The following is a 14,579-nucleotide window of genomic DNA, read 5'->3' as shown; positions in this document are numbered from 1 at the left end:
GTACGGCTGTATTCCCGCCTGATCGATCAGCGCAGGAGGTGGCCGGTGCGGTCGCGTTTGGTGGCGAGGTAGCGTTCGTTGTGGGGGTTGGCGGGGAGCTGGTGGGCAACCCGTTCCACCACGTCCAGCCCCAGCGATTGCAGCGTGGCGACCTTTTGCGGATTGTTGGTGAGCAGGCGCAGGGTGTGAATGCCGATCAGGTCGAGCATCCGCGCGGCGACAGGAAAATCGCGCGCTTCGCTGGGCAGGCCAAGCCGTTCGTTGGCGTCGACCGTATCGAACCCCTGATCCTGCAATTCATAGGCGCGCAGCTTGTTGATGAGGCCGATGCCGCGCCCTTCCTGCCGCAGATAGAGCAGCACACCCCAGCCGCCCGCGCGGGCTTCCTCAGCCATCTGGGCAAGGGCAGCGTCAAGCTGGGGACCGCAATCGCATTTCAGGCTGCCGAGGATGTCACCGGTCAGGCATTCGCTGTGCAGGCGCACCAATGGCACACGGTCGCCAGTTTGCGTGCCAAGGACGAGCGCAACGTGTTCACGCAGGTCATCCCGCGCGCGGAAGGCAATGATTTCAGCGTCTTCGCAGGCGTGGACCGGCAGGCGGGCGCGGGCCTGGATCGACAGGTTGAGCGGGTCTTTGAAGGCGGCGAGATCGGCCACGGAAGCCTCTGCCGCCACTTCGACGCCGGTGGCAATCATGAAGGCGGGCAGGATTCCGGCAAGACGCGCCATGTCCATCGCCGCGGTGGCGGCATCGGCCGCATCAAGCGGGTCGGCACGGAACGGGCCGCGCAGAGGGTTGCCCAGATCCTGCGCCGGATCGGCAAGGCTGCGCGCGGTGGCAAGGCTGAACGGCACGGCGCCGTGGATCATCACCGGGGCGTGCGGCACCGCTGCATCGCGCTGGTTCGCCAGTTTGAGCGTGGCGGCACGCGCCGCGGAAATCAGCAGGCGCGCGGCATAGATGCCCGGCTGCACGAACGCAGTTTCGGCAGGCAACAGATCGAGCACACCGTCCGCACCGGTGACGCGGATGGCCCAGCCATGGCGCAGGGCATCGAGCGCGCGGGCGACGTTGCGGCTGTCGGTCACAGATCCAGCTCGGTAATCAGCGGAATGTGATCGGACGGCTGATCCCACTTGCGGGTTTCTTCGACAAAGCGGTGGCCGCGTGATTGCGCGGCAGCTTCGGGCGAAGCCCACATATGGTCCAGACGGCGGCCCTGATCCTTGGCGCGCCAGTAAGAGCGGTAGGACCACCACGAATAGTTGCGTTCCGGCGCGGGGATGTGCTTGCGGCCAAGATCGACCCAGTCGTGGGCATCGGCAAAGCGTTGCAGCGTTTCGACCTCAAGCGGGGTGTGGCTGACGACTTTCAGCAGGGCCTTGTGGTTGTAAACGTCACTTTCCAGCGGGGCGATGTTGAAATCGCCCACGATCAGGGTGGGACGGTCGATCTTTCCGGCCCAGTCGGTCATCCGGCCAAGGAAATCGAGCTTCTGCCCGAACTTTGGGTTCACTTCGCGGTCGGCAATGTCGCCGCCTGCGGGGATATAGACGTTCTCGACGATCAGGCCCTGACCCGGCCCCAGCAATTCGACGCCAATGTGCCGCGCCTCTCCATTGTCTTGCCAGTCATGTTTGCTGAAATCGCGGAAAGGGATGCGGCTGACCGTGGCGACGCCATGATAGCCCTTTTGCCCATGCACGGCGCGATAGGTGTAGCCCAGCTTTTCAAAGACTTCGTGCGGGAACACGCTTTCTGCGCACTTGATCTCTTGCAGGCACAGGACGTCGGGCGCCTCCTGCGTCAAGAAGCGTTCGACCTGATCGGCCCGCAGGCGAACCGAATTGATGTTCCATGTGGCAACCGAGATCATGGCTCATGCTTTAGGTATGCGGGGGCAGGTTTACCAGATGCCTAATCAAGATTGGGCCGTAGCCAGCGCTCCATGACCGGCAGGTCCATGCCGCGACGGGTGGCATAGTCCTGCAATTGATCGCGCCCGATGGTGGCGACGCCGAAATACTGGCTTTCGGGATGAGCGAAATAGAAGCCCGACACCGCCGATGTGGGCAACATGGCCTGCGATTCGGTGAGTGTGATGCCCGCCATCTGCGGCGCTTCCAGAAGATCGAACAGAATCGGCTTGAGCGTGTGATCGGGACATGCCGGATAGCCGGGCGCGGGGCGGATACCGCGATACTGTTCGCGGATCAGCGCGTCATTGGTAAGCTGTTCGCCCGGCGCATAGGCCCACAGCGTAGTGCGGACATGCTGGTGCAGGCGTTCGGCAAAGGCTTCGGCAAATCGGTCCGCCAGCGCCTTTAACAGGATGTCGGAATAATCGTCGTTGTCCGCCTTGAAGCGGGCGAGATGTTCGTCGATGCCGTGGATGCCGACGGCAAAGCCGCCGATCCAGTCGCCTGCCGGATCGATGAAATCGGCAAGGCAGAAGTTGGCGCGGCCACGGCTTTTGATGAACTGCTGGCGCAGGAACGGCAGGCGGACCGACAGTTCATCATCGTTGGGGTGCAGCACCACGTCATCACCATGGCGGGCGCAGGGCCAGAACTGGGCGACGCCCTTGGCCGTCAGCCACTTTTCAGAAATGATCTGGTCCAGCATGGCCTTGGCATCGGCAAACAGGCTGCGCGCGCTTTCGCCCACAATCTCGTCATCAAGGATGGCGGGATAGGTGCCGGCCAGTTCCCATGCGCGGAAAAACGGGGTCCAGTCGAAGCATTCGACCAGATCGTTCAAATCCCAATCGGGGAAGACGTGGCGGCCCGGCTGTTCAGGCGGGGGCGCCTTTTCCGACATATCGGGTGCGAAGGCATTGAGCCGCGCGTCTTCAAGGCTGAGCAGCTTTGACCCGCCCTTGCCCGCGCGGGCATCGCGCACATGCTGATAATCGGCAGCGGTGGCCTTGATGAAGCCTTGCGCCTGTGTGTCGGACAGCAACTGGCTGGCAACGCCCACCGCACGGCTGGCATCGAGGACATAGACAACCGGGCCATCATAGGCAGGGTCTATGCGCAGCGCGGTGTGGACCTTGCTGGTGGTGGCCCCGCCGATCAGCAGGGGAATAGTCATGCCGGCACGCTGCATTTCTTCAGCCACGGTGACCATTTCATCCAGCGATGGGGTAATGAGGCCGGACAGGCCGATGATGTCGGCCTGTTCCTTTTGCGCAACGTCGAGAATAGTGGCGAAGGGCACCATCACGCCAAGGTCGATCACTTCATAGCCATTGCACTGCAGCACCACGCCGACGATGTTCTTGCCGATATCGTGAACGTCGCCCTTGACGGTGGCCATCACGATCTTGCCCTTGGCCTTTGCACCCGCTTCCTTTTCCGCTTCAATGAAGGGGATGAGGTGGGCGACGGCCTTTTTCATGACGCGCGCGGATTTCACCACCTGCGGCAGGAACATCTTGCCCGAACCGAACAGGTCGCCAACCGTGTTCATGCCTTCCATCAACGGGCCTTCGATCACTTCGATCGGGCGACCGTTGCGCGCGGCGATGGCGGCACGGGCTTCTTCGGTATCGTCAACGATGTGGGCATCGATGCCCTTGACCAGCGCGTGTTCAAGGCGGCGCACAACGTCCCAGCCGCGCCATTCCTCGGCCGCCTTTTCGGCAACGGTGTCCTTGCCCTTGAAGCTTTCGGCCAGTTCGATCAGGCGTTCGGTCGCGGTCTGATCGCCGCCTGCGGCGGGAACGCGGTTGAGCACGACATCTTCGCAGGCTTCGCGCAGGACCGGATCGATCTGGTCATAGATATCAAGCTGGCCCGCATTGACGATGGCCATGTCCATACCAGCCGGAATGGCATGATATAGGAACACCGAATGCATCGCGCGACGCACGGTTTCATTGCCACGGAACGAAAATGACAGGTTGGACAGGCCGCCCGAAATGTGGACGTGGGGGCAGCGCGCCTTGATCTCTGCCGTGGCTTCGATGAAGTCCAGACCATAACGGTCATGCTCTTCGATGCCGGTGGCAACCGCGAAAACGTTGGGATCGAAAATGATGTCTTCGGGCGGGAAGCCCATGCCGGTAAGCAGATCATAAGCGCGGGAGCAGATTTCGACCTTGCGCTCCTTGGTATCGGCCTGGCCCTTTTCGTCAAAGGCCATGACGACGACGGCCGCGCCGTAGTCCATGCATTTGCGGGCGTGGGCAAGGAAGGGTTCCTCGCCTTCCTTCATGCTGATCGAATTGACGATAGGCTTGCCCGAAACACACTTCAGGCCCGCTTCGATCACCTCCCACTTCGAACTGTCGATCATCACCGGCACGCGGGCGATATCGGGTTCAGCTGCGATCAGTTTCAGAAACGTAGTCATCGCCTCGACCGCATCGAGCAGGCCTTCGTCCATGTTGACGTCGATGACTTGCGCACCATTTTCCACCTGCTGGCGCGCGACTTCAACCGCCTTGGGGTAATCGCCCGCAAGGATCAGCTTTTTGAAGGCGGCAGAGCCGGTGACATTGGTGCGTTCGCCGACGTTGACGAAGCGGGCTGAGGATTGGGTCATATATTCGTTCCAATTCCCCTCCCGCTGACGGGAGGGGTTAGGGGAGGGTGTGTTCGATATGGGGTGGCCTCAGTAACAGGCCCTGCCCCGGCCCCTCCCACATGCGGGAGGGGAGAAGTTCAAGCGGCCATGATGAACGGTTCCAGCCCTGCAAGGCGAGTGACCGTTTCAGGCACTGGCAGCTTGCGCGGGGGCAGCGGCTGCACTGCGCGCGCCATGGCGGCGATGTGTTCGGGCGTGGAACCGCAGCAACCGCCAAGGATATTGACCTGTCCGTGGTCGGCCCATTCCTTGACCAGCGCCGCCGTGGTGGCGGGCAGTTCGTCATATTCGCCCAGTTCGTTGGGCAGGCCTGCATTGGGATAGACCATGATGAGCGTGTCGGCGATTTCGGACAGCGCCTTTACATGCGGGCGCAACTGAGTGGCGCCGAACGAACAGTTGAGGCCGATGGTGACGGGGCGCGCATGGCGCACGGCATACCAGAAGGCTTCGACCGTATGGCCAGACAGGTTGCGGCCCGAAAGGTCGGTCAGCGTCATCGACAGCATGATCGGGATTTCACGGCCCAGCACCTGTTCGACATGACGCACGGCCATGATGCCCGCCTTGGCGTTCAGCGTATCGAACACAGTTTCGATCAGGATGAAGTCCGATCCGCCTTCGACCAGCGCGGTAACCTGCTGCGCATAGACTTCGACCAGATGATCCCAGTCAATTTCACGGAAACCGGGGTCGTTGACGTCTGGCGACAGCGACAGCGTCTTGTTGGTCGGGCCAATGGCACCCGCGACGAAGCGGGGCTTGCCATCTTTCGCGGTGAATTCGTCAGCCACGCGACGGGCGAGCTTTGCCGATTCCACGTTGATTTCGCGCACCAGATGTTCAGCGGCATAGTCTGCCTGACTGATGCGGTTGGCGCTGAAGGTGTTGGTTTCGGCAATGTCGGCACCGGCAGCGAAATAGGCACGGTGGATGGATTCGGGCACTTCCGGCTTGGTCAGGGCCAGAATGTCGTTGTTACCCTTCTGGTCCTTGGCCAACCCAAGCGTGCCTGCATAATCAGCTTCGGCCAGTTTGAAGTTCTGGATTTCAGTGCCGAACGCGCCGTCAGTGATAAGGATACGCTGACGGGCCTGATCGAGCAGGGCGGTGCGGGCTGCGGAGGGAATAAGGGTCATGCGGCTTTCTCCAGCGCAGGAGCCTTGGGGCGAAGGCCAAGCAGGTGGCAGATCGCGTAGGACAGCTCTGCCCGGTTGAGGGTGTAGAAGTGGAAATCGCGCACGCCGCCAGCATAAAGGCGGCGGCAGAATTCAGCCGCGATGGTGGCGGCGACCAATTGGCGCGAGCCGGGATGCGTATCCAGCCCTTCGAACAGCCCATCCATCCACGCCGGAATGGCCGCGCCGCAAGCCGCAGCGAATTTGCGGGTCTGTGCCACGTTGGACACCGGCAGGATGCCGGGCAGGACCGGCGCATCGATGCCCGCCGCGGCCAGCTTGTCACGGAAGCGGAAGAAGGTTTCAGGCTCGAAAAAGAACTGGCTGATGGCGCGGGTGGCGCCTGCATCCAGCTTGCGCTTCAGGTTGTCGATATCGGCTTGCACGCTGGGCGAATCCGGGTGCGATTCAGGATAGGCCGCGACCGAGATTTCGAACGGGGCAATCTGCTTCAGCCCCGCGACGAGTTCGGCGGCATTGGCATAGCCTTCGGGGTGCGGGGTAAACGGAACGCCGGGGGCGCCCATGTCTCCGCGCAAGGCCACGATGTGGCGCACGCCCGCTTCCCAGTATCCTTCGGCCACTTCGCGGATTTCGGCCTTGGGCGCATCGACACAGGTAAGGTGAGCGGCGGCGGGCAGTTTTGCCTCGCGGATGATGCGGGCAACGGTGCCGTGGGTGCGATCACGGGTGGAGCCACCCGCGCCATAAGTGACCGAAACGAACTGCGGTTGCAGCGGGGCCAGCGTTTCCACCACATCCCACAACTGCGTCATCAGCGCGTCGGTCTTGGGCGGGAAGAATTCGAAGCTTACCGCGATATCGCCCGGCAGGCCTGCAAAAAGCGGCGTGTCGAGCGCGGTGCGGGCTTCGCGCAACTGGTCGTAACTGGCATTCATGGCACTTCAGGCTTTCCGGGACTGGGGTGACTGGCGGGTTTCAAGCTGGCCTGCACTGTCTTCGCGGCGAACGCCGGTCCACAGTTTGACGACAAGTTCGTGCCCTGCGAGCGCGCGGGTTTCGTGCAGCGCAAATCCGGCGTCGCGCAGCATCGCTTCGATCTGCGCATCGGAAAAGCCGAGGCGGGCATGAGCATGGCTTTGGCGCAGGTCTTCGCGATCATGCGCGGCGAAATCGACAATGGCGACGCGGCCGCCCGACGCAGTGACACGGGCGGCGCCGGCCAAAACCGCTTCCGGGGCCTGTGCGTAATGCAGCACCTGATGGAACAGGACGGTATCGAAACTGCGCGCGGGGAACGGCAGTTGCGCGAAATCGCCTTGCACCAGCGCAACGCTGTCGGCAGGCAGATGCTGCAGGCGAGCGCGGGCGATCCGCAGCATGTCGGGGCTTTTGTCGAAGGCAACGATGCTGCTGGCATGGGGCGCGAACAGATCGGCAATGCGACCGGTGCCGGTGCCGACATCGAGCAGGCGGCCAAGGCTGTTCCCTCCGGCCAGCGACAGCAGCATTTCAGCCAGCGCGGCTTCCACCGGCCCATCGGCAATGTGGAGCGAGCGCAAGGTGTCCCATTCTTCAGCATGCCGGGCAAACCAGTCGAGCGCATGGCTTTCGCGCGCGGCGCGAATGGCCCCCAGATGCTGACGATCTTCGGCGCAGCGGCGTCCGAATGCGGCATCTTCGCTTTCGGCCACGGCCAGAAGGCGGGCAATCGCGGCGGACAGCGGGTTTTGCGCGCCTTCGCCCACGGAACTGCGCAGGAACACCCACGCGCCTTCCTTGCGGCGTTCGGCAAGGCCCGAATCACACAGGATCTTGATATGACGGGACACCCGCGGCTGGCTTTGATCCAACACTTGCGCGACTTCGCCCACCGCCAGTTCCATACTGGCGAGGAGGCGCATGATGCGCAGGCGCGTTGGGTCATCAAGCGCGCGGATGGCGTCGTGTATGGTCATTTGCGAGTTCATATAAAGATATCTTTATGTCCGTCAAGGCACTTAAAGATATCTTTATATCATATGTTAGGATTGCATACAGCACCATAATCCAGCGCAGGATGCATTTGCCATGCCCCTGCCCCATGGATAGAACAGCGGCGGATGCACCGTCTTTTGAACCACCACCCGCACGGATGTTGGATGATGCAGGCGGTGCGCGAATAGCCCAAGAGAGGGAAGTCGATGAAGAAGTACGCAAGCCTCGCGATCGTTGCCGCAGCCGCTTTGGCGACGTCTGCCTGCGGCCGTTCGGACGACGCTTCGGAAGCCGCCGCTGAAGATACGGTGGAAATGCCCGCTGACGAACTGCCCGCCGTCGAACCATCGGCTGCTGCAGCGCCGATGGCCCCTGCACCCGAAGCGTCGGTCGCAGCCAATTCGGAAGCCGATGCGGCTCGCGATGCAGCCAACAACGCTGCTGCCGTCGCCGCAGCGGTTCAGGCTGCCGATGCAGAAGGCGACGACCAGGCCCAGCCCGCACAGTAAGCCGGATAGTTTTGAACGATCAGGCCGGATCGCAGCGATCAGTCAGACGCTGCGATCCGGCTTTTTTCATTGAGGTATGATTACAATCATGCGCCGCACCGCCCGCCATATCGCGCTGATCCTGCCGCTGTTCGTTGCGCTGTCTGCCTGCGGATCAAGTGAGCCGGAAAAGCCCGGTGGTGTCACGCAGGATGAAGCCCGCGCGCTCGACGCGGCGGCGGAGATGCTGGACAAGCGGGAATTGCCCGATTTGCCGGAAGCGACAACGCCGCAAGCTGGCCCATCCGATCAGGCGGGGCCAGCGCCCTCGGCATCCTGACCGGCATTCGTTACAACCAGCCATAGCCTGATTGCACCGGCAAGGCCGGGTGGGGTTGGACTGGCAATGCGTTCGGCATCGATCTGCGCGACCAGCGCATTGACCGGCACGCCTTCACGCTGCGCGGCATGGCGCAGCATCTCCCAAAACAGCGGTTCAAGGCTGATCGAGGTCTTGTGCCCGGCGATTTCGACCGAGCGTTTGACCGGGGGATGATAGGGGACAGCGGGCATCATGTGGTAAGCGGGCACACAACGGCGCCCGCCCATAACCATCAATACATGTGCTGGCCGCCGTTAAGCGACATGGTGGAACCGGTGACGAAGCCGCCATCGTCCGCCGTGAGGAAGGCGACGCCGCGCGCGATTTCTTCGGCATGACCAAGGCGACCAACCGGAATCTTGGCAACGATCTTTTCCAGCACCGGCGGCGGAACGGCAGCAACCATGTCGGTATCGATATAGCCCGGCGCGATGGCATTGACGGTTACGCCGTATTTGGCACCTTCCTGCGCCAATGCCTTGGTAAAGCCGTGGATGCCCGATTTGGCGGCGGCATAGTTGACCTGACCGTATTGGCCCGCCTGCCCGTTGATCGAACCGATGTTGACGATGCGGCCCCAGCCGCGTTCGCGCATACCGGGGAACGTGGCCTTGGCCATGTTGAAGCAGCCGCCAAGGTTGATGCGCATGACTTCGTTCCAGTCATCATACGACATTTTGTGCAGCACGCCGTCGCGGGTGATGCCCGCGTTGTTTACCACGATATCGATTTCGCCCACTTCAGCGGCGATACGGGCGCAGCCTTCCAATACAGCATCGTGGTCGCCCACATCGAAACGATAGGCTGGAATGCCGGTTTCTGCAGTAAATGCGCGGGCCTTCTCATCATTTCCGGCGTAATTGGCAACGACCGAACGCCCTTGCGCCTTAAGCGCCAGACAGATCGCCTGACCAATTCCCCTGGTTCCCCCAGTGACGACTGCAACACGCGGCATATAAATATCTCCCATCTATCCCTCTCCCGGCTACGGTAGGTTCATGACGGGGATGCGACAAGCGCCGTAATACGTAAATGCTGCAGGTGCAGCAACGAATTGCTGCACGGCAACTTGCAGAAAACGCATGAATAATTGGCACATTCCAAAACGCCGCCCCCACAAGGCGACCAGCACAGTTATGCCAAAGATGTCAGCCGGCCAGAAACAGGCCGGGGCAAACATTAGCGCGAAATGCAGACTTGGAAAGGCGGCTTAGAAGCGGAACTGGGTGCCAACGTAGACCGCCTGATTGTCCTGCTTGCCATCGGTTAGCGGGCGCAGACGATCACGTTCAGGCGAGTAGCGCACGCCAGCCGTGACATTGAGATTGCGGGTCAGGCGATAGCTGCCACCCACATCAAGCTGATAATCACCCTGCCCTTCAAGCGTGCGCGGGGCGCGCCCTGCATTATCGCGATCATCCATTTCGATGCGCGGGGCAAAGCGGCTGGGCGTTGCAGACGAAGCTGCGGGCGTGGACGGTTTGAACTTCGCCAGGTCAGGCATGTCGACCCGCTGAAGATCACGCAGGCCAGCAGGGGCAGATGATGCGAAGCTGGCGAAACCGCGCGCCATGCCAAGATTGAACGCCATCGGCGCGATTCGCACCGGCGATGCGCCAGCGGCCCCGGCTGCATCGACCAGCGGGCTGCGCACGGCAAAGCCGCGTGCGCTGCGCGAATCGAGACGTACCGCAACCGTTACCGCACGATCAGGGCGCGTGTCGTTGCCAGCAGGGGTAAAACGAAACAACTTGCCATGCTTTAACGCGCGAACCGTGATTTGCGAGGCCAGCCGTTCATCCACCGAAGCGGGCGTGAACGAGCCGATGCCGCCACGCGCAGCAAGGCTGACAGGGCCATTATCAAAGCCACTGGAAAATGCACTGCTGACCGTGGGGGCAAGAAACAGCCCGAAGGCAACCGCGCCTGCCGCCAGCAGTGGCGTGCGCAAGCGATGGCCAATGCCACCTTTCGCGTTCGACCTGCCAGAATTGCCGCGCATGTTGAATTCGTCCCCATTTCAGGCTGCGATGAGCCTGCCAATCCATTGTTTTTCACGCTTGCGAAAATCAGGGCAGCTTCAACAAGCGAAGCGACTCCGACAGCGCAAGCAATTTCGTATTACTCCAATACGATCATCACCGGAAAATATCCAGTGCTCGCACCGTTCCCTGACTCTTCCTTGGCAAGTGTGGCGCAATGTCCACAGGTCGTAGCGGGCCGGCTGGCACATTCAGGAACAGTTCACGCAGGCGACGTCCTTTTGCGCGCCGCTCCATCGGGCGCATTCATCGCGCTTGCCGCACGGCGCGCGGGGGTGATAGAGGCGCGTTTACACCGCATCCAAGCTGCCCCATCGGCAGCCGCGATGCGGCCAATTTGCTGGATGACGGAACCTGGATGACAGGACCGGCGCCGCCAAGCCAAGGACTGACGAGTAGTGACCATGACCGCCAAGGCCCGCCAGAACACCCGCAAGCTGATCTTCCGTGGCATCGTGATCGGGACCATGGCTCTGGCCGTTACCGGTTGCGGCAAGAAGGAACGCCCCAAGGCCGACCTCGCCGCCAGCCAGGTGACCACCATCGGCGTCAACGCCTATCTGTGGCGTGCCAGCCTTGATGCATTGTCGTTCATGCCGCTGCTCCAGACTGACAGCAACGGCGGCGTCATCGTCACCGACTGGTACGCAAACCCCAAGAACCCCGGCGAGCGCGTCAAGGTGACCGTTTCCATCGTGGATCAGGACTTGCGCGCCGATGCCCTGCGCGTGGCCGCCAGCCGTCAGGTTTCGCAAAGCGGGCAGTGGGTGGATGCGCCGGTTCAGGCCGCCACCGTGCAAAAGCTGGAAGACATCATCCTCACCAAGGCGCGCGACCTGCGCCGCGCCGCCATTGCAGGCTAAACACCTGTAAGGCGAATCTTGCACGAGTCATGCGCGCTCCCTAGAGGATCGCGCATGACCGCGAACATCACGCCCGACAGCAACACGCCCGAACGCTTTGACCCCGCCACAGCCGACACCCGTTGGCAGAAGGTGTGGGATGACGAACAATCGTTCCGCGCGGACGATTCGTCCACCAAACCCCGCAGCTATGTGCTTGAGATGTTTCCCTATCCATCGGGACGCATCCACATTGGCCATGTGCGCAACTATACCATGGGCGACGTGCTGGCCCGGTATAAGCGGATGCGCGGGTTTGAAGTGCTGCACCCGATGGGTTGGGACGCCTTTGGCATGCCGGCCGAAAATGCCGCCATGGAAAAGGGCGTACACCCCGGCGGCTGGACCCGCGACAACATTGCCAACATGAAAGCGCAGTTGAAGCGACTGGGCTTTGCGCTCGACTGGAGCCGTGAACTGGCGACGTGCGAGCCGGAATATTACGGCCACGAACAGGCGCTGTTCGTCGATCTTTATGCCGCAGGGCTGGTTTATCGCAAGGAATCCGCGGTAAACTGGGATCCGGTCGACATGACCGTGCTCGCCAACGAACAGGTCATCGACGGGCGTGGCTGGCGGTCGGGCGCGCTGGTGGAAAAGCGCAAGCTTTCGCAGTGGTTCCTCAAGATCACTGACTTTGCCGACGAATTGCTGGAAGGCCTGTCCACTTTGGACAACTGGCCTGAAAAGGTTCGCACGATGCAGGAAAACTGGATCGGGAAGAGCCAAGGGCTGCAGTTCCGGTTTGACCTGTCCAATGGCGAGAGCCTTGAGGTTTACACCACGCGGCCCGACACCATCTTTGGCGCGAGCTTTGTGGCTGTGGCCGCCGATCATCCGATTGCGCAAGGCGTAGCGGCGCAGTCGCAGGAAACGCAGGATTTCATCGCGCTGTGCAAACAGGGCGGCACCACCGCCGCCGAGCTGGAAACGGCCGAGAAGCTGGGCTTCGACACCGGAATTACCGCAAGGCATCCGTTCACCGGTGCAGACCTGCCGGTCTATATCGCCAACTTCGTGCTGATGGATTACGGCACCGGGGCAGTCATGGGTTCTGCCGCGCACGACCAGCGCGACCTTGATTTTGCCCGCAAATATGGCTTGCCCACGGTGCGCGTGATTGCCGATGGCGATAACACGGCGGCAGCATTTGAAGGCGACACCGCCTACACCGGCACCGGGCCGCTGGTGAACTCGCAATTCCTTGACGGCATGGCGATTTCCGACGCCATTTCAGCCGTCATCGCGCGGGCCGAAGCCGAAGGCTGGGGCCAAGGCAAGACGGTGTGGCGCCTGCGCGACTGGGGTGTGAGCCGCCAGCGCTATTGGGGCACGCCCATTCCGTTCATCCATTGCGAAGTGTGCGGCGTGGTGCCGGTGCCCAAGAAGCACCTGCCGGTGACCCTGCCCGAAGACGTCGACTTTTCCGTGCCCGGCAACCCGCTGGACCGGCATCCGACGTGGAAGCATGTCGACTGTCCGCAATGCGGTCATGCCGCACGGCGCGAAACCGACACGCTCGACACTTTCGTCGACAGTTCGTGGTATTTCCTGCGCTTTGCCAGCCAGCCCCAAGACCGCCCGTTCGATCCTGAAGAGATCAAGCGCTGGCTGCCGGTGGAGCAGTATATCGGCGGGATCGAACACGCAATTCTCCACCTGCTCTATGCCCGCTTCTGGACCCGCGCCCTTGCCCGCATCGGCAAGATCGAGGTGGCCGAGCCGTTTGGCAGCCTGTTCACGCAGGGCATGGTCACGCACGAGACGTATGAGCGCAAGAACCCCGGCAACGGCCAGCCGATCTTCTTCAGCCCCGGCGAAGTGGACCGCACCAGCGAGGGCGCGACGCTGAAAGCCGATGGCGCGAGGGTCGAAGTCGGCCGTGTTATCAAGATGTCCAAGTCCAAGAAGAACGTAGTGGACCCGGACGAGATCGTGGAGAAGTATGGCGCGGACGCGATCCGCTGGTTCATGCTGTCCGACAGCCCGCCTGAACGCGACCTGCCGTGGTCCGAAGCGGGCATTGAAGGCTGCGCGCGCTTCGTGCAGCGGCTGTGGCGTCTGTTTGGGCAGTTTGATGCCGCTGCGACCGGCGAAGACAAGGCGCTGGACCGCAAGACCCACCAGATCGTGCATGCCATTGCTGGCGATATCGAAGCGCTGGGCTTCAACAAGGCGGTGGCGCGCATTTATGAACTGACCGGCGCGGTCGAAAAGGCCGCCCATTCGGCCAGCCGCAGCAGCGCCATCCGCAGCCTCCTGCTGCTGATTGCACCGATGATGCCGCACCTTGCCGAAGAAGCCCACGCGCAGTTTGGCGCGGGCCTTGTGGCCAATGCGGAATGGCCCGCAGTCGACCCGGCGCTGCTGGTGGACGATGAAGTGACTGTGGCGGTGCAGGTAAAGGGCAAGCTGCGCGATACGCTGACCGTGGCCAAGGGTACAGCCAAGGAAGAGCTTGAGCGCCTTGCCCTTGCGTCTGAGAAAGTGCAGCGTGCGCTGGAAGGGGCGGAAGTGAAGAAGGTAATCGTCGTGCCCGACCGTCTGGTGAACCTTGTTGTCTAAGCGCCTGTTCTTGCTGGCCCCGCTGTTCGCACTTGCCGGGTGCGGGTTGCAGCCGATGTATGCCGGCGGCGGTAACGGACAGGTTGCCAGCGCTCTCGCCAATGTCAGCGTGGCTGCCATCGAAGGGCAATCGGGCTGGCTGGTGCGCAATGCGCTGGTCGACCGGCTGGGCGCCGGGGCAAAGGGCGGTGATGCTCGCTACCGGCTAGACATCCGGCTGGATGACCGGGTTGAAGGGCTGGGCCAGCTTTCCAACGACACGATCACGCGAGAACGGCGGACGCTGCGTGCGCGCTATCAACTGGTGGACACGCAATCGGGCGATGTGGTGCTGGACGCCACAGCGGGATCGGATGCCGGGTTCGATGTGGTGAACAGCGAATACGCGGTGATCGCGGCAGAGCAGACCGCGCTGGAAAACCTGTCGCAGGAAGTGGCCGACCAGATCGTGACGCGCGTGGCCGTGCGGCTGCGCGAGGCGCGATGAAGCC

Annotated in this window: 14 protein-coding genes; 5 read left to right on the top strand and 9 right to left on the bottom strand. The window is 62.2% G+C overall.

Annotated features, from left to right (window positions below):
- Positions 1-26: 26 nt before the first annotated feature.
- From ribA to OVA07_RS05680, 6 genes are all read right to left on the bottom strand, one after another.
- Entirely contained in the window at positions 27-1,091 is a 1,065-nt protein-coding gene (ribA, locus tag OVA07_RS05705; RefSeq protein WP_268170504.1) for a GTP cyclohydrolase II, read from the bottom strand.
- Positions 1,088-1,879 (bottom strand): exodeoxyribonuclease III, encoded by a 792-nt coding sequence (locus OVA07_RS05700; protein ID WP_268170503.1) that lies wholly within the window; start codon positions 1,877-1,879, stop codon positions 1,088-1,090. The genes ribA and OVA07_RS05700 overlap by 4 nt, the downstream gene beginning before the upstream one ends.
- 41 nt (positions 1,880-1,920) lie before the next feature.
- The gene (metH, locus tag OVA07_RS05695; protein ID WP_268170502.1) at positions 1,921-4,551 is read right to left on the bottom strand and encodes a methionine synthase; all 2,631 of its coding nucleotides are present in this window, start codon (positions 4,549-4,551) and stop codon (positions 1,921-1,923) included.
- A gap of 119 nt (positions 4,552-4,670) precedes the next feature.
- The gene (locus OVA07_RS05690) at positions 4,671-5,732 is read right to left on the bottom strand and encodes a homocysteine S-methyltransferase family protein (RefSeq protein ID WP_268170501.1); all 1,062 of its coding nucleotides are present in this window, start codon (positions 5,730-5,732) and stop codon (positions 4,671-4,673) included.
- Positions 5,729-6,670 (bottom strand): methylenetetrahydrofolate reductase [NAD(P)H], encoded by a 942-nt coding sequence (metF, locus tag OVA07_RS05685; RefSeq protein WP_268170500.1) that lies wholly within the window; start codon positions 6,668-6,670, stop codon positions 5,729-5,731. Before metF ends, OVA07_RS05690 begins: the two co-directional genes overlap by 4 nt.
- A 6-nt stretch (positions 6,671-6,676) precedes the next feature.
- Complete coding sequence (locus OVA07_RS05680; RefSeq protein ID WP_442789621.1) at positions 6,677-7,690, bottom strand: ArsR/SmtB family transcription factor; 1,014 nt, start codon at positions 7,688-7,690, stop codon at positions 6,677-6,679.
- A gap of 225 nt (positions 7,691-7,915) precedes the next feature.
- On the opposite strand from OVA07_RS05680, the gene OVA07_RS05675 reads away from it, so the two are divergent.
- Both OVA07_RS05675 and OVA07_RS05670 read left to right on the top strand, forming a co-directional pair.
- Positions 7,916-8,218 carry a hypothetical protein gene (locus OVA07_RS05675; RefSeq protein ID WP_268170498.1) on the top strand — a complete coding sequence of 101 codons (303 nt, stop codon included), beginning with the start codon at positions 7,916-7,918 and terminating at the stop codon, positions 8,216-8,218.
- Positions 8,219-8,306: 88 nt separating this feature from the next.
- Positions 8,307-8,537, top strand: coding sequence for a hypothetical protein (locus OVA07_RS05670; RefSeq protein WP_268170496.1), 231 nt, complete (start codon positions 8,307-8,309; stop codon positions 8,535-8,537).
- On the opposite strand, the gene OVA07_RS05665 is transcribed toward OVA07_RS05670, so the two are convergent.
- The 3 genes from OVA07_RS05665 to OVA07_RS05655 all read right to left on the bottom strand — a co-directional run bounded on the left by OVA07_RS05665 (position 8,507) and on the right by OVA07_RS05655 (position 10,581).
- Positions 8,507-8,770: a ribbon-helix-helix domain-containing protein gene (locus OVA07_RS05665; RefSeq protein WP_268172618.1), complete on the bottom strand. Its 264-nt coding sequence runs from the start codon at positions 8,768-8,770 to the stop codon at positions 8,507-8,509. The two genes, OVA07_RS05670 and OVA07_RS05665, sit on opposite strands and share 31 nt — an antisense overlap.
- A 41-nt stretch (positions 8,771-8,811) precedes the next feature.
- Positions 8,812-9,534 carry an acetoacetyl-CoA reductase gene (gene phbB, locus OVA07_RS05660; RefSeq protein ID WP_268172617.1) on the bottom strand — a complete coding sequence of 241 codons (723 nt, stop codon included), beginning with the start codon at positions 9,532-9,534 and terminating at the stop codon, positions 8,812-8,814.
- A 255-nt stretch (positions 9,535-9,789) separates the two neighbouring features.
- Positions 9,790-10,581: a hypothetical protein gene (locus OVA07_RS05655; RefSeq protein WP_268170495.1), complete on the bottom strand. Its 792-nt coding sequence runs from the start codon at positions 10,579-10,581 to the stop codon at positions 9,790-9,792.
- 507 nt (positions 10,582-11,088) lie between these two features.
- Between OVA07_RS05655 and OVA07_RS05650 the strand changes: the two genes are divergently transcribed.
- From OVA07_RS05650 to lptE, 3 genes are read left to right on the top strand one after another with little or no spacing between them, the layout of a single operon-like run.
- Positions 11,089-11,484 (top strand): DUF3576 domain-containing protein, encoded by a 396-nt coding sequence (locus tag OVA07_RS05650; RefSeq protein ID WP_268172616.1) that lies wholly within the window; start codon positions 11,089-11,091, stop codon positions 11,482-11,484.
- Positions 11,485-11,538: 54 nt separating this feature from the next.
- Positions 11,539-14,088 (top strand): leucine--tRNA ligase, encoded by a 2,550-nt coding sequence (leuS, locus tag OVA07_RS05645; RefSeq protein ID WP_268170493.1) that lies wholly within the window; start codon positions 11,539-11,541, stop codon positions 14,086-14,088.
- Positions 14,081-14,575 (top strand): LPS assembly lipoprotein LptE, encoded by a 495-nt coding sequence (gene lptE, locus OVA07_RS05640; protein ID WP_268170492.1) that lies wholly within the window; start codon positions 14,081-14,083, stop codon positions 14,573-14,575. The genes leuS and lptE overlap by 8 nt, the downstream gene beginning before the upstream one ends.
- Positions 14,576-14,579 lie beyond the last annotated feature (4 nt).

Source organism: Novosphingobium sp. SL115 (assembly GCF_026672515.1).
Lineage (GTDB): Bacteria > Pseudomonadota > Alphaproteobacteria > Sphingomonadales > Sphingomonadaceae > Novosphingobium.
The sequence above is the reverse complement of the archived record's forward strand: the minus strand, read 5'-3'. Positions and strand labels throughout refer to the sequence as shown.

Bases quoted from the DNA above. Each gene is read 5' to 3' on its own strand.
- OVA07_RS05700 (WP_268170503.1), bottom strand. From the start codon at position 1,879: ATGATCTCGGTTGCCACATGGAACATCAATTCGGTTCGCCTGCGGGCC.
- metH (WP_268170502.1), bottom strand. From the start codon at position 4,551: ATGACCCAATCCTCAGCCCGCTTCGTCAACGTCGGCGAACGCACCAAT.
- OVA07_RS05690 (WP_268170501.1), bottom strand. From the start codon at position 5,732: ATGACCCTTATTCCCTCCGCAGCCCGCACCGCCCTGCTCGATCAGGCC.
- metF (WP_268170500.1), bottom strand. From the start codon at position 6,670: ATGAATGCCAGTTACGACCAGTTGCGCGAAGCCCGCACCGCGCTCGAC.
- OVA07_RS05680 (WP_442789621.1), bottom strand. From the start codon at position 7,690: ATGACCATACACGACGCCATCCGCGCGCTTGATGACCCAACGCGCCTG.
- OVA07_RS05675 (WP_268170498.1), top strand. From the start codon at position 7,916: ATGAAGAAGTACGCAAGCCTCGCGATCGTTGCCGCAGCCGCTTTGGCG.
- OVA07_RS05670 (WP_268170496.1), top strand. From the start codon at position 8,307: ATGCGCCGCACCGCCCGCCATATCGCGCTGATCCTGCCGCTGTTCGTT.
- OVA07_RS05665 (WP_268172618.1), bottom strand. From the start codon at position 8,770: ATGCCCGCTGTCCCCTATCATCCCCCGGTCAAACGCTCGGTCGAAATC.
- phbB (WP_268172617.1), bottom strand. From the start codon at position 9,534: ATGCCGCGTGTTGCAGTCGTCACTGGGGGAACCAGGGGAATTGGTCAG.
- OVA07_RS05655 (WP_268170495.1), bottom strand. From the start codon at position 10,581: ATGCGCGGCAATTCTGGCAGGTCGAACGCGAAAGGTGGCATTGGCCAT.
- OVA07_RS05650 (WP_268172616.1), top strand. From the start codon at position 11,089: ATGGCTCTGGCCGTTACCGGTTGCGGCAAGAAGGAACGCCCCAAGGCC.
- leuS (WP_268170493.1), top strand. From the start codon at position 11,539: ATGACCGCGAACATCACGCCCGACAGCAACACGCCCGAACGCTTTGAC.